Origin of the sequence: Rhodococcus sp. IEGM 1379, from assembly GCF_030056815.1 — a bacterium.
GTDB lineage: Bacteria > Actinomycetota > Actinomycetes > Mycobacteriales > Mycobacteriaceae > Rhodococcus_F.
The window spans coordinates 1-14,108 of record NZ_JASHKR010000009.1 but is presented as its reverse complement, the minus strand read 5'-3'; the positions used below and the strand labels follow the sequence as shown (position 1 = coordinate 14,108).

The 14,108-nt window shown below is 61.2% G+C and carries 11 protein-coding genes and 1 pseudogene; 5 read left to right on the top strand and 7 right to left on the bottom strand.

The features are described from left to right. Positions 1–37: 37 nt before the first annotated feature. The 3 genes from QM600_RS07815 to mgrA are packed head-to-tail and all read left to right on the top strand — an operon-like array spanning position 38 to position 3,130. Positions 38–742 carry a response regulator transcription factor gene (locus tag QM600_RS07815; protein ID WP_283260895.1) on the top strand — a complete coding sequence of 235 codons (705 nt, stop codon included), beginning with the start codon at positions 38–40 and terminating at the stop codon, positions 740–742. Next, positions 739–2,082, top strand: a complete 1,344-nt coding sequence (locus QM600_RS07810; RefSeq protein ID WP_283260894.1) for a sensor histidine kinase — start codon at positions 739–741, stop codon at positions 2,080–2,082. The genes QM600_RS07815 and QM600_RS07810 overlap by 4 nt, the downstream gene beginning before the upstream one ends. 16 nt (positions 2,083–2,098) lie before the next feature. Beyond that, positions 2,099–3,130, top strand: coding sequence for an L-glyceraldehyde 3-phosphate reductase (mgrA, locus tag QM600_RS07805; protein WP_283260893.1), 1,032 nt, complete (start codon positions 2,099–2,101; stop codon positions 3,128–3,130). A 22-nt stretch (positions 3,131–3,152) separates the two neighbouring features. On the opposite strand, the gene ppk2 is transcribed toward mgrA, so the two are convergent. Further along, positions 3,153–4,118 (bottom strand): polyphosphate kinase 2, encoded by a 966-nt coding sequence (gene ppk2 / locus QM600_RS07800; RefSeq protein WP_283260892.1) that lies wholly within the window; start codon positions 4,116–4,118, stop codon positions 3,153–3,155. Between the two features lie 201 nt (positions 4,119–4,319). On the opposite strand from ppk2, the gene QM600_RS07795 reads away from it, so the two are divergent. After that, a complete protein-coding gene (locus QM600_RS07795; RefSeq protein ID WP_283260891.1) occupies positions 4,320–6,752 on the top strand; it encodes a lysylphosphatidylglycerol synthase transmembrane domain-containing protein in 2,433 nt (810 codons plus the stop codon). A gap of 6 nt (positions 6,753–6,758) precedes the next feature. Here the strand turns inward: QM600_RS07795 and QM600_RS07790 are convergent, their stop codons facing one another. The 3 genes from QM600_RS07790 to QM600_RS07780 form a co-directional block, all read right to left on the bottom strand. Beyond that, on the bottom strand, positions 6,759–7,046 hold the full coding sequence (locus tag QM600_RS07790) for a hypothetical protein (protein ID WP_283260890.1): 288 nt from the start codon (positions 7,044–7,046) through the stop codon (positions 6,759–6,761). 1 nt (position 7,047) lies between these two features. Then, positions 7,048–8,214, bottom strand: coding sequence for an LLM class flavin-dependent oxidoreductase (locus QM600_RS07785; protein ID WP_283260889.1), 1,167 nt, complete (start codon positions 8,212–8,214; stop codon positions 7,048–7,050). Between the two features lie 95 nt (positions 8,215–8,309). After that, complete coding sequence (locus tag QM600_RS07780; RefSeq protein WP_283260888.1) at positions 8,310–9,062, bottom strand: helix-turn-helix transcriptional regulator; 753 nt, start codon at positions 9,060–9,062, stop codon at positions 8,310–8,312. A gap of 140 nt (positions 9,063–9,202) precedes the next feature. On the opposite strand from QM600_RS07780, the gene QM600_RS07775 reads away from it, so the two are divergent. Then, positions 9,203–10,414, top strand: coding sequence for a low temperature requirement protein A (locus QM600_RS07775; RefSeq protein ID WP_283260887.1), 1,212 nt, complete (start codon positions 9,203–9,205; stop codon positions 10,412–10,414). 60 nt (positions 10,415–10,474) lie between these two features. On the opposite strand, the gene QM600_RS07770 is transcribed toward QM600_RS07775, so the two are convergent. The 3 genes and pseudogenes from QM600_RS07770 to QM600_RS07760 all read right to left on the bottom strand — a co-directional run. Then, the gene (locus QM600_RS07770) at positions 10,475–12,184 is read right to left on the bottom strand and encodes a glycerol-3-phosphate dehydrogenase/oxidase (protein WP_283260886.1); all 1,710 of its coding nucleotides are present in this window, start codon (positions 12,182–12,184) and stop codon (positions 10,475–10,477) included. Positions 12,185–12,232: 48 nt separating this feature from the next. Beyond that, positions 12,233–13,741, bottom strand: a complete 1,509-nt coding sequence (gene glpK / locus QM600_RS07765; protein ID WP_283260885.1) for a glycerol kinase GlpK — start codon at positions 13,739–13,741, stop codon at positions 12,233–12,235. Between the two features lie 64 nt (positions 13,742–13,805). Beyond that, positions 13,806–14,060, bottom strand: a pseudogene (locus QM600_RS07760) (aquaporin); the annotation flags it as partial. Positions 14,061–14,108 lie beyond the last annotated feature (48 nt).

Sequence of the window (14,108 nt, the reverse complement as noted above, 5' to 3'; positions counted from 1 at the left end):
TACGAAACTGCCATACCTCGCAGTGCACAATGGGACGGTGACCGAGACACCGCTCATCCTCGTGGTCGACGACGACGCCGACGTACGCACCTCACTCGAACGTGGGCTGCGACTTTCGGGGTTCTCGGTCCTGACCGCTGTCGACGGCGCGGATGCCCTCCGAGTGATCGCGAACAAGCACCCGGACGCGGTGGTTCTCGACATCAATATGCCCGTCCTCGATGGCACCGGCGTGGTGACGGCGTTGCGCGCGGCCGGCAACGAGATACCCATCTGTGTGCTCAGCGCCAGAAACTCCGTCGACGACAGGATCGCCGGACTGGAATCCGGTGCCGACGATTACATGGTCAAACCGTTTGTCCTCGCCGAGTTGGTAGCGCGCGTCCGCGCGATGCTGAGGCGAAGCAATGCCCCCGCCGGCGACCACTCCGGAGGCACTAACACTCTGCGCATCGGAAACCTCGACATCGACCTTTCCGGTCGACGGGTTCGCGTCGACGGCAACGAAGCGCCACTGACCAAACGCGAATTCGAATTGCTCGAAGTCCTGGCCCACAACTCGGGAATTGTCCTCACCCGCGAACGACTCCTCGAACTCGTGTGGGGGTACGACTTCGTGGCGGACACCAACGTCGTCGACGTGTTCATCGGGTACCTTCGCCGAAAATTCGAATCCGGCGGATCGCCTCGCCTCCTCCACACCGTCCGAGGCGTCGGATTTGTTCTTCGGGAAAACCCGTGAAGCCTCGACGCTTCTCACTGCGCATCCGCGTCGCTGCTGCTGCGGCGCTGGGAGCAACGTTCATCGTCCTTGCACTCGGTGTTGTCGTCGCGCTCGCGATCGCGCGAAACAACCTCGCACAGTTGGATCGTCGACTCGAGACCGCGTCGACGGTTGTCGTGGCCAACGCCGCCACCGCAGGTCCGTTCCTCGGCGCTTTCGGTGACGGCGGCGCGTTCTCGGTGACCATCCGTACCGACACCGATGGCAAGGTCATGTCCAGCACCCCCACCAGGCTCCCAGCTCTGCCAGCAGGCTCGGAAACCGTCGAGGTGGACGGAACGATGTATCGCGCCTACACAGCTGAAGCCAACGGAATCAATGCGCTTGTCTCACTGGCAGTTCCCTATGCGGAGGCCCGAGACATCACTGTCGATCAACAGCGACAGGTGGCGTTCTTCGGACTGGGCGCGGTCGGTGCTGCGGCCGCACTGGGCTGGCTGTTCGGCGGACCCGCAGTGCGTCCGTTGGTGGAATTGACACGCCGGATCGCTCGACGCGACCCTGACCTCGCCACCCAGGTCTCCGGAATTCGAGAAGCGGATGAGCTTGCGGCAGCGGCAGAATCGATGCTCAAGGACGTTGCCAGCGCACAGGCAGCCACGACGTCGGCCTTGGCCACGGCTCGAGATTTCGCCTCGGCCGCAGCACACGAACTCCGAACGCCGTTGACGGCCATGCGCACTGACATCGAAGTGCTGTCCATCCATGATCTGGATCAGTCACAAAGACACGAAATTCTGGTCGATCTCGCGCGCGCCCAAGGACGAGTGGAATCGACATTGCGCGACCTCGAGCGGTTAGCCAAGGGCGAGTTGTCCACTGCCGAGGATTTCAAGGACATGGATCTGATCGAAGTATGCGATATCGCCGCCGATGAAGCACAACGCCTCCATCCGCATCTGCGGGTGAGCGTCGAAACCACCGATTCACCTCTGCCCTACCGCATTCACGCACTACCTGGTGGCATTCGATTGATCCTCGACAATGCCATCACCAATGCCGTGCGGCACGGCGGCGCCACCGAAGTGCAGATCACCCTGGGATGCCGGCCCGGCCCGCCCGCGACGTTCACCATCACCATCGACGACAACGGGTCCGGCATACCCGAGAGCGAGCGCGAGGCAGTCTTCGAACGGTTCACCCGCGGCTCTACTGCGGGTAAATCCGGCTCAGGGTTGGGCCTGGCACTGGTCGCTCAGCAAGCCTTCCTCCACGGCGGCAGCACCTCGCTTCACGACAGCCCGCTGGGCGGAGCGCGTCTGTCTGTCGAACTCCGAGATACGCCCACGCAGAACTGAACCCAAGGCAGGAATCATGTCCGAACCCTATGTCGCGCAGCATGATCGATACGAGACCATGCCCTACCGTCACACCGGTCGAAGCGGGTTGAAACTACCCGCCATTTCTTTGGGTCTGTGGCATAACTTCGGGGACGACGTCGCCCTCGACCGCCAGCGATCGGTGCTCCGACGCGCATTCGATCTCGGCATCACGCACTTCGACTTGGCCAACAACTACGGCCCGCCGTACGGCAGTGCCGAAACCAACTTCGGACGCGTACTGCGGGAGGACTTCGCGTCGTATCGTGACGAGTTGATCATTTCGTCCAAGGCCGGCTGGGACATGTGGCCGGGCCCTTACGGTTTCGGCGGCTCCCGCAAGTATCTGCTCTCGTCACTCGACCAGTCACTGGGCCGCCTGGGCGTCGATTACGTCGACATCTTCTACAGCCACCGCCCGGATGCCGAGACGCCGATCGAAGAAACGGCCGGTGCCCTCATCAGCGCCGTCCAGCAGGGCAAAGCGCTGTACGCCGGGATCAGCTCGTATTCTCCACAGCGCACCCGTGCCATCGCTGCCTTGCTCGACGCGGCCGGCGTTCCGCTGCTCATTCACCAGCCGAGTTACTCGATGCTGAACCGGTGGATCGAGCAGGATCTGCTGAGTACAGTCGACGAACTCGGAGTCGGCGTGATTGCGTTCTCCCCCTTGGCGCAGGGGATGCTCACCGACAGATATCTGAACGGGATACCCGAGAATTCTCGTGCAGCACAGGGAAAATCACTGGACCCGTCGTGGCTCAGCGACGACGCTCTCGCACATATCCGTGCCCTGGACGGCATCGCGAAAAGCCGAGGTCAATCGTTGGCACAGCTCGCGTTGAGTTGGGCGCTGCGCAATCCGCGTGTCACATCAGTATTGATCGGAGCGTCCAGCGTCGCGCAACTCGAGTCGAATGTCGGGGCATTGGACAATCTCGAGTTCAGTGCCGCCGAACTGGCCTCCATCGATCAGCATGCTCGCGACAGCGGCATCAATCTGTGGGCGGAGGCCAGTTCGATCTGAAGCATCACAATCTGTGAGACTGCTAAATACTCGGCAACATCACGTTGACGTGCTCACCCTCTTCGAAGATTGCGGAGGCCGGTCCGACGATCAAAGGATCCGGGGTTCCCACAAGCTTGTGATCTTTGTTGGGGTATTCGAAACTGGCGAGCACATGACGCATCGCTTCGAGTCGCGCCCGCTTCTTGTCATTGCTCTTGATCACCGTCCACGGAGCGTCGCCCGTATCCGTGTAGAAGAACATCGCCTCCTTGGCCTGGGTGTAGTCGTCCCACTTGTCCAGGGAGGCAAGGTCTGTGGGTGAAAGCTTCCACTGACGCACTGGATCGGTTCGGCGGGCGGCAAATCGCGCCAACTGCTCTTCTCGGCTGACCGAGAACCACAATTTATGCAGGTGAATCCCGGAGTTGACGAGCATGCGCTCGAATTCCGGTGCCTCACGCATGAATTCGAGATACTGGGTCGGGGTGCAATATCCCATCACACGTTCGACGCCGGCGCGGTTATACCAAGACCTGTCCATCAGGACGATCTCGCCGCCACTGGGCAGGTGCGCGACATACCGCTGGAAATACCACTGCGTGCGCTCGATATCCGTCGGCTTCTCGAGAGCGACGACGCGAGCCCCGCGAGGATTGAGATGCTCGGTGAAGCGTTTGATCGAGCCACCCTTACCAGCCGCATCGCGGCCTTCGAAGATGATCAGAACTTTCTGACCGGTGTCCTTGACCCACAGTTGCAGCTTGAGTAGTTCGATCTGAAGTCGACGCTTCTTTCGCTCGTACTCACGGCGCGACATCTTCTTCTCGTAGGGATAGCCCTGTCTCCAGGCATCCGCAAATTCAGCAGGTTCAAGCCCACCAAGTTTGGCCGTCAGACTCGCGATCTCGTCGATCTCCGGCGCGTAGTCCTCGGTCACGGAAATCCTGGTTGCGGTAAGTGGCAGGTCAGGAACCCGTCCGTCCACACCATTCGACTCTGGACTCATAAAATGTGCGCTCCTTACCGTCGAGCATCCGGAAACTGAATTTTACGCGCTCCTGTCCGGACACGTACGATCTCTGCGGCAATTACCATCGCGCTCGCAGCGACACGTCCTTGCATCGCGGCGCACCGATGCATGCACGGTACTTTGATTCGAGGTAGCCACGACGGCTGCCGCTCGAGCACGAGAGAGTTCTGAAAACATATGCGCGTTGACGGACGGGACATCCCGGTAACGGGAAGCCTTCTGCCGCCGCTGCAACGCAGAACCAGCGACATCATGCGTGTGGCCGTCGCTGCTGTACTCATGGGCGGTGTGATCGCCGGTTCGTTGATCACACGCAGCCAGTGGGACGCTCTCGAAACGTCCGTGTCGAACATCGTCGGCGTTCTCTCGCCCAGTCTGTCGGACACCGTCTATCTTCTGTACGGCATCGCGATCCTGGCTCTGCCGTTCGCGATTCTCATCGGACTGATCGTGGGTCGACGATGGAAACTGCTCGCGGGATACGCCGCCGCCGGACTGATCGCGCTGGTAGCGCTGTCCATCACCGGAACCGGAATTTCGGCACCCAAATGGCACCTCGACGTGCCGGATCGCCTCGACGCCACCTTCCTCTCGCAGTTCCTCGACGACCCCCGCTGGATCGCGATGCTGGCCGCTGTTCTTACCGTGTCCGGTCCGTGGCTGCCCAAGAAGTGGCGTCGCGCCTGGTGGACCCTGCTCCTGCTGTTCGCCCCGATCCACCTTGTGGTCAGCGCGATCGTGCCGGCAAGGTCGATGCTCGGCCTGTCCGTCGGTTACCTCATCGGTGCCGTGATCGTGCTCGTCGTCGGCACTCCGGGTCTCGAGGTTCCCTTGGATTCCGCGGTCCGGGTGCTGTCGAAACGCGGCTTCCGTGTCACGGCTTTCCTCGTGGTCAGCCCGTCGGGCATCGGCCCTCTCGTCCTGTCCGCGGCGATCGATCAATCCCCGGACGGCGAACTGTGCGACGCCTTGACCGTCGAACTGTACGGACAGAATCAGAGAAGCAGCGGTGCGATCCGCCAGACCTTCCGCTGGATCTCGTTCCGCAATCGTGAAACTCCCCCGCCCCACGGATCACTCCGCCGCGCCGTCGAGCATCGCGCGTTGATGGGAATCGCCTTCGCTGATATCGGGCTCGCCAGCTCCAAAGCCGTCGCGATCTCGGTACTCGACCGCGGCTGGCAGATGTACGCGCGTCCTTCGCCACGCGGAATCCCCCTCTCCGTCGCCGCCCAGGAACAGAAGTCCGAGGACCTCGACGCCGAAGGTGAGTCCTCGAAACTTATCGACGCGCTGTGGCAGACACTGCACACCGCCCACATCCATCAGATGGCCCACGGAGACCTTCGCGCATCCGAGATCCACGTCGACGGCGGAACGGTCCTTTTCGGCGGTTACGCGTATTCCGAGTTCGGCGCCACCGAAGTGCAGATGCAGTCGGACAACGCACAACTTCTCCTGACGACTGCATCACTGTTCGGTGTCGATCAGGCAGTGGAGACAGCCATCCGAATTCAAGGCGCAGAAACCATTCTCGGGGCCAGCGGCCGGTTGACCACCGCGGCGATGCCGAACCGGATCCGGCGGGGAATCCCGGACTCCACCCCGCTGATGACCGAGATCCGCGACGAGGTCGGCGCCAAGAACGGCATCGAGAAAATCGCCCCCGCGCAGGTCACACGATTCAGCCGCAATCAGATCATCCAGTTGGTGCTGCTCATCGGATTGGTCTACGTCGCGTACCCATTCCTCAGCCAGGTACCGGCCTTCATCACCGAACTCAACACCGCAAACTGGTGGTGGGCACTCCTGGGACTTGCCGTCTCGGCACTGACCTACGTCGGCGCCGCAGCGGCCCTCTGGGCCTGCGCATCATCCATGGTCAGCTACCGACACCTCCTGATCATGCAGGTAGCCAACACATTTGCAGCGACGACGACACCCGCCGGCGTCGGCGGCTTGGCACTCAGCGTCCGCTTCCTGCAAAAGGGCGGACTGGGCACCGTCCGAGCGACCGCAGCCGTTGCCCTGCAACAAACCGTTCAGGTAGTCACCCACGTCGGTCTGCTCATCTTCTTCTCGATCGTCGCCGGCCGAGACACCAATCTGTCACACTTCATTCCGGGTTCGACGGTGCTCTACCTCATCGGCGGCATCGCCCTGGGAATCCTGGGCGCCTTCATGTTCATTCCCAAACTCCGCCAATGGCTCAACAACGATCTCCGGCCCCAGGTCACCGAAGTCCTCGGAGAACTGAGCCTGTTGGCGCGCAACCCCACTCGATTCCTCATCATCGTCGGCGGAAGTGCCGCAACGACTCTCGGCGCAGCCCTCGCATTGTGGGCAAGTGTCGAAGCGTTCGGCGGCGGAACAACTTTCATTACCGTCACTATCGTGACCATGATCGGTGGAACTCTCGCGTCTGCCGCTCCGACACCAGGCGGAGTAGGTGCCGTCGAGGCCGCCCTCATCGGCGGCCTGACGGCATTCGGACTCCCGGCAAGCATTGCAGTTCCGTCGGTCCTCCTCTATCGCGTGCTCACCTGCTGGCTGCCTGTCTTCTGCGGTTGGCCGACCTTGCGCTGGCTACAGAAGAACGACATGGTCTGACAACCACTACGCACGAACAATGTGGGCCTGCAGCGCTTCTCCCTCCTGGTCGACCCAGCCTTTGCTCTTCGCGTAATCGACCATGTCGGCCATCCCTTCCACATCCGTCACACTCTCGCGTATCCGTGAAACCAGAATGAAGGCTCTTCCGTCCCGGACGTAGCCGTAGTCTCCGGCACGCAATCGGTCGTCGAGTTCCTGATCCGTGAGACCGGGCTCCACTTCCACGTGAAACGCCTTCAGATCCTCCACGTCGTGGACACCAACCGCACCCTTTTCCACCAGTACGTACACGTCAACCCTTGTCTGCCAACTCTTGTGCGTACTTCTTCGTCATATGATCGACAGCGTCCAGTTGAGCCTTCGCGTGACCTTCGCGGACTGCCCGCGCATGAGCTGCCGCGTCAAGTGTGGCCTGCGCCTGACCCTGGAAGTACGGAAAGACCTCCTGCGCGAACAACTCTGCCGAACGACGTGTGTCCTGCGGATTCGCCCAGTCGTGCCCCATCTGCAGCATGCAACCGAATCCTCCGGATTGATCCCAGAGTCGTTGCACCTGACGCCTCGCCTGCTCCGGAGTGCCGATGACACCGATTCCCGCTTCGTTGATGAAATCGATCATCTCGTTCAAACGCGCTCCCGAGACTGCCATCTGAGGGAATGCCGCCACATGCTGGAAGTAGTCGAACCACTCCTCGATCCCGTATTCCACCTGCTTGCGCGCTTCCGCTTCGGTCTCGGCGATGTGGAAGGGGCCGGCCAGAGACCATCGACGCCGATCCACGGTTGTGCCGTTCACTTCGGCACGCTCTTCCATGACATTCCAGTGGTGCGCCAGCGCATCAAATCCGTCAGCGGACAGCGTCGCGCCGATCGACAACAGACCCAATCCGTAGGTGCCGGCCAATCGCGGTCCCGTCGGGGAAGCTACTGCGGCAACAGTGATTTCGATACCGTTCTCCGAATACGGGGCGAGTTGCAGCTTCGCGTCGTACAGCTCGTGAGTGCGGGTCTTCGCGGATACCGTCTCGCCACGAAGAAGACGAACGACGATATCGAGGTTCTCCTGCAACAATTCTCGTGTATCCGTCGGGTTCAATCCGATCATCGCCGAGTCGGTGGGCAGCGATCCCGGCCCGACTCCGAAGATAGTTCGTCCCTGAGTCAGGTGGTCCAACTGCATGATTCGGTCCGCCGCCCACAGAGGGTTGTGGTACGAGAGGGACGTCACTCCGGTTCCGAAACGAATTCGCGGTGCACGTTGAGAGGCCGCGGCGATCATGATTTCCGGCGACGCGATGATTTCGCTTCCGGCGGAGTGATGTTCACCGAACCATGCCTCGTCGTAACCCAGCCGATCGAGGTGTTCTACCAGTTCGAGATCACGCTGCAACGCTGCCGTCGGATTGCGTCCGGGAACGTGAAAAGGTGCCATGAAATATCCGAAGCGAAGTCTGCTCATGATTTCCCTCCTAGTGCTGTGGGCCAATTCCTGGCCATGCACCGAAACGCTATCCACACCATGATCGTTGTCACAGTGCACGAAAGTAGACAAACTCACGCGCGCTGGTCGGCCAGCTTGTGCTCGTAGACCAACTTCACGAATTCCGCTCGGTTTCGCACGTGCACCAGCGCAAGAATCCGGCTCACGTACTTCTTCACCGTGTCCGGACTCAGTGACAAGATCACGGCAATCTCGTCATTGGTGTGACCGTCCGCCAAAAGCTCAGCCAGATCAATCTGCCGCGGGGTCAATTTCTCACGCCAACTCGGACTGCGCTGACCAGGCAACGTCTGACAGAACAACGACAACTGCCGACCCAATATCCCCAGCCCGGCAATGTCACTCGCGGATAGATCCTTACCTTCCGAATCGAAGATTCCTACCAGTCCGTGAACACCATGCGCCAATTCGAGGTGCATGACCGACGCGCTGTACAACCGCTTTCGGTAGAGAAAGTCGCGCAGATACGTTGCCGACTGGGACGGAACATTGGCCAACTGCGTGTGAGCGATGGCCGGAGACGACAATAGAGTCGCACGCGATTGCGCCGTCGCAAATACGTCGTCGAGGTACCAGCGAGCCTGGTACTCGTCGAGTATCGGCGTGATTCGGCCCGTCGTCACCGGATTCGGATCGGCGAATGCTGTCGTGAAGGTGGGGCCGACCAGAAACGTCGTGTTGGGGCACCGATAGTTCTCGTACAACGCCACCATAAGCAGGCGCTTGAGTTCGTCGAGCGTCTTCGCAGTGCTGCAGTAGTCGAGAATCGAAAAGACTCGGTCGTAGTCCTGCGCCGACAGGGCCATGCCGTCACCACCTCGCACCACGACCACCTCAACTGAATATGACTCAGATCACTTTCGAAGAGTGTAAGCATCGCGTCAACGAAACGGACAAGTTCGGGCGCTACCAGCAGCGTCGTCTCCGATGACGGATACTTGCCAGAATGCGGGAGCGGGAAGAACCACCGGGACAAAGCCAGGAATCAGTACTCGAACGGCACGCGTCGTGGATCGAGTTGTTCTTCGATCTGGTAGTTGTCGCCGGGATCGGACAGCTCGCCCACCTACTGCACGGCTCGCCAACCTGGTCGGACTTCGGCCTCTACGCGCTGCTGTACCTCGCGTTCTGGACGGCGTGGGCATGTTTCACGATGTACGGCAACGTTGCCGGAGATCGGGTCCGCATACCGAGCATGCTGATCGCGATGTTCGGACTGGCTGTGATGATGGCCGCGGTCGCCGGAATCCACGAGAACCACGCACTGGCCTTTGCCATCGCCTACGTCGCGGTGCGGTTGCTTGCCAGTCGCGTCTGGCACAACGGTCAGATCGTCGTGGACTGGCCGATCGCGCAGATGTCCCTCGGTGTTGTCCCCTGGGTCATCTCGTTCTGGGTGGAGGGCGACGCCCGACTCTGGCTGTGGGCCGCCGGCGTCACGATCGATTTGCTCATCATGTTCGTTGTATCCGGCTCTGCCGTCATGGAGGACGCGCAGGAGAAGTTGGATCGAGTCATCAGAATTCGTGGGAATCGAGACAGACCGATTCCCGAACTGGAGGCACTGCATTCCGATCGTGCGCACCTCGCCGAACGACTCGGTCTCTACGTCATCATCGTGCTCGGCGAAGGCGTCATCCTCGTGATTTCCGCCGCATCGGAACTGATCTGGGATTCGACGATCGTGAGTCTGGCAATCGGCTCGTTCGTCCTATTGGCAGGCATGTGGTCATTGTCCTTGCTCTACGGCCATGCGGGAGTCCCACACCTTCGCTCCGGCGCGTTCCCCGCTCGCATCGACATGGCCCTGCACTGCTTCACTACCGGCGCTATCGCCGTGCTGGTGGCCGGATTGGGTGCGGCCACCGAACACGGCGCAGAGCACACACCGACAAGCCTTCGCTGGTTGCTGTGCGGAAGCGTCGCAGTCTATTTCGGCATCAGTGCGACGGCCGGACTTTTTGCGCGATCAGACCGGCGGTGGCTGCTCGGCTGGGCACTCCCCTGCACCGCGATCCCCATCGTCATGGGCCTGGTCGGCGCGCACATGAGCGCAACATGGATCATCTGGGTTCTGGTCGCAACCGTCGCCTGGCAGAACAGCTACGAGTACTCGCAGGTGCGTCGCACTCGCAGCGCTGCTGGGCACCTCCGTTAAACCCCTCGACCGGCATGATGTGCGGCGCGAAGTAGTCCACACCCGATCACCCGTTCGGGACTATCCGACACTGATTCCGGCGCGAACGTCGGGCGCACCCAGACGCGCCGCATCGGCAGTCAGGTCATCAGGCTGCTCCTGCGATTCACGCTCGGCCGCGACACGCAACCGGTAGTGCTCGATCTCTTCGACGATGTGCTCCGGAGTCCACCTCAGCACCGGCGCAACAAGTTCTGCTACTTCCGCAGCCGCCTCATCGCCGCGGTCGGTGACCTCGATGGAGATGCGGGTACGACGGGTCAGAATGTCATCGAGATGCTGCGCACCCTCGTGGCTCACAGCGTAGTGAATCTCCGCCTTGAGGTATTCGGGGGCGGAGTCCAACGGTTGCCCCAGTTCCGGTCGCGCCTCGATAAGTTCGAACAACTCGTCGGCCAGAGTGCCGTACCGACCCAGTAGATGCTCGATGGTCGAAACGTGCAACCCGGTGCGCTCAGCGGTGAGGTGCCGATTGTTGTGGGCGGCAAAGTAACCGTCGGCACCCACCAGCGGGATACGCTCGGTGCACGACTTCGGCACCTTCTGTTCCAATCCGTGCACCGCGGAATCGACTGCGTCCTTGGCCATCACGCGGTAGGTGGTGTACTTGCCACCGGCGACCACCGTCAAGCCTCGAACCGGACTCGACACCGCGTGCTCACGCGAGAGAGTGCTGGTCGAGTCCGATTCGCCGAACAGCAACGGACGCAGTCCCGCATACACACCGACGACGTCCTCGTACGTCAACTCGTCCTGGAGGAGATTGTTGACGTGACCGAGGATGTAGTCGATATCGCTTCGGCTCGCTGCCGGATGCGCGAGGTCGAGGTTCCAGTCGGTGTCGGTCGTACCGATGATCCAGTGGCTTCCCCACGGGATCACGAACAGCAGGCTCTTCTCGGTCCGCGTGATGATCCCGGTCGACGAGTTGATCCGGTTGCGCGGAACCACCAGGTGCACGCCTTTGGAGGCACGGACCTGGAATTGCCCTCGCCCACCGACCATTTCCTGAATTTCGTCAGTCCACACGCCGGCCGCGTTGATGACCTGGCGAGCACGGATCTCGAAGGCGCGGCCCGTTTCCAGATCCACTGCCTCCACACCGACAACGCGGTCCTCCTCGCGAAGAAAACCGACGACGCGGGTGCTGTTGACGCACAGCGCGCCGTATTCGGCTGCCGTGCGCGCCAGCATCATCGTGTGGCGGGCATCGTCTACCTGACCCTCGTAGAACTTGACCGAACCGCGTATAGCAGAACGCTTTCCGGAGGGAAACGATTCGAGAGTCTTCTTCCGGCCCACATGTTTGTGGTGTGAGGGAACCCCACGGCCTGCGCCCATCACGTCGTAGACGCCGATGCCCAGACCGACATACGGCCGGTCGATCAGCTTCTCGAGCGGGTAGATAAACGGAACCGGCTTCGCAAGATGCGGGCACAGCGAGTTCAGTACCAGGGACCGCTCACGCAGCGCCTCGAACACGAGCGCAAAATTGAACTGCTCGAGGTAACGCAGACCACCGTGGAACAACTTGCTGGACCTGCTCGAGGTTCCGGACGCGAAGTCGCGAGCCTCCACCAATCCCACTTTCAGGCCGCGAGTTGCGGCGTCGAGCGCGCTACCCGCGCCGACCACACCACCGCCGATGACCAGTACGTCGAGTTCGATTTCTTCCAACTTCTTCAGCGATTCCGCCCGCGAGGACGGACTCAATGCTTGTGCTGTGCTCATGAAAACTGTTCCTTCACTTGAAAATAGGTAGAAATGCGAACGCAGCGATCAGTCTGCGTCGACCCAGTCGAGTGTCCGAGTGACAGCCTTCTGCCAGCCGGCGTACAACCGCTCGCGCTCGGCCGAATCCATCGACGGCGTCCAACTCTTGTCCTTCGCCCAGTTGCTGCGAATGTCGTCTTCGCTCTCCCAGTACCCGACCGCGAGACCAGCGGCATAGGCGGCGCCCAATGCGGTTGTCTCAGCCACGACAGGGCGGACTACCTCGACGTCGAGCAGATCGGCCTGGAACTGCATGAGGAGTTCGTTCGCCACCATTCCGCCATCAACCTTGAGAACCTTCAGGTCGACACCCGAGTCGAGGTTCATCGCTTCGATGACCTCACGACTTTGATACGCGGTGGCCTCGAGGACTGCGCGGGCGAGATGGCCCTTGTTCACGAACCTGGTCAGACCGACGATCGCACCCCGCGCATCGGCACGCCAGTGAGGGGCGAACAGGCCTGAGAACGCGGGAACGAAGTACGCGCCACCGTTGTCCTCCACGGTGCGTGCGTTCACTTCGATATCGGCCGCGGTCTCGATCATGCCGAGGTTGTCCCGAAGCCACTGCACCAGTGACCCGGTCACGGCGATCGATCCTTCCAGTGCGTAGACCGTGGCCTGCTCGCCGAGCTTGTAACAGACCGTCGTCAACAATCCGTTCTTGCTCATCACCTTTTCGGTGCCGGTGTTGAGGAGCACGAAGTTGCCGGTTCCGTAGGTGTTCTTCGCTTCTCCGGGCGAAAGGCAGGCCTGACCGAAGGTCGCCGCCTGCTGATCGCCGAGGATTCCGGCGATCGGCACGCCGGACAACGTGCCACGCTCACGAACGAATCCGAAGACCTCGGACGAGCTGCGAATCTCGGGGAGCATGGACACCGGGATGCCGATATCTGCACAGATCGCCGAATCCCAAGCGAGGGTATCGAGATCCATCAACAGCGTGCGCGAGGCGTTGGTCGGGTCGGTGGCGTGCACTCCGCCTTGGACACCGCCGGTCATGTTCCACAACACCCAGGTGTCCATCGTGCCGAAGCACAACTCGCCCGCTTCAGCCTTGTCGCGAGCACCCTCGACGTTGTCGAGAATCCACTTGACCTTGGGACCCGAGAAGTGGGTGGCCAGCGGCAACCCGGTGATCTTGGTGTACTTCTGGGGGCCGTCCGCGCCGGCGAGCGCCGTGCAGATCCGGTCGGTACGCGTGTCCTGCCACACGATCGCGTTGTAAATCGGCTTCCCCGTGGCTCGCTCCCAGACCACTGCCGTCTCACGCTGATTGGTGATTCCGACGGCCGCGATGTCATCTGCGGTCAGGTCTGCATTGGCCAGAGCGCCCGCTGTGACGTTGCGGACGTTGTCCCAGATCTCGATCGGATCGTGCTCGACCCAACCCGCCTGCGGAAAGATCTGCGCGTGCTCATGCTGTTCGACGGCAACCACATGCCCACTGTGATCAAAGATCATGCAACGAGTGGAGGTGGTTCCCTGGTCTACCGCGGCTACGAATTTCGCCATCATGCTACCCCTTTTGGTATCGAAGAAAGTGGAGAGATTTACTGTCAGAGATGATGATTCGTGATCACGCCGGTATCGTCGCCGATTTCCCGGACGCTTCCGACGTCTCGGATGCCTCGTCCGTCGCCACGTCGTCGGGTAGGAACCTGCCGACCGGCTTGTCGTAGAGGAACACCCCGATCGGAGCGCCGATCAGCGGGCCAACGATGGGCACCCAGAAGTACAAACTCCCGTACTGATCCCGCCAGGCATTGCTGTAGCCGGTGAGATACGACGCCAGTCGGGGACCGAAGTCACGTGCCGGGTTAATGGCAATACCGTTCAGTTAGTGACACATGAGGTATCGTGAGGTGTGCCTCGTAGCGGA

What these genes read in the sequence shown, in the direction of transcription:
- glpK (WP_283260885.1), bottom strand. Translation starts at nt 13,741, where the DNA reads ATGGCGAAATTCGTAGCCGCGGTAGACCAGGGAACCACCTCCACTCGT.
- QM600_RS07770 (WP_283260886.1), bottom strand. Translation starts at nt 12,184, where the DNA reads ATGAGCACAGCACAAGCATTGAGTCCGTCCTCGCGGGCGGAATCGCTG.
- QM600_RS07775 (WP_283260887.1), top strand. Translation starts at nt 9,203, where the DNA reads ATGCGGGAGCGGGAAGAACCACCGGGACAAAGCCAGGAATCAGTACTC.
- QM600_RS07785 (WP_283260889.1), bottom strand. Translation starts at nt 8,214, where the DNA reads ATGAGCAGACTTCGCTTCGGATATTTCATGGCACCTTTTCACGTTCCC.
- QM600_RS07780 (WP_283260888.1), bottom strand. Translation starts at nt 9,062, where the DNA reads ATGGCCCTGTCGGCGCAGGACTACGACCGAGTCTTTTCGATTCTCGAC.
- QM600_RS07795 (WP_283260891.1), top strand. Translation starts at nt 4,320, where the DNA reads ATGCGCGTTGACGGACGGGACATCCCGGTAACGGGAAGCCTTCTGCCG.
- mgrA (WP_283260893.1), top strand. Translation starts at nt 2,099, where the DNA reads ATGTCCGAACCCTATGTCGCGCAGCATGATCGATACGAGACCATGCCC.
- ppk2 (WP_283260892.1), bottom strand. Translation starts at nt 4,118, where the DNA reads ATGAGTCCAGAGTCGAATGGTGTGGACGGACGGGTTCCTGACCTGCCA.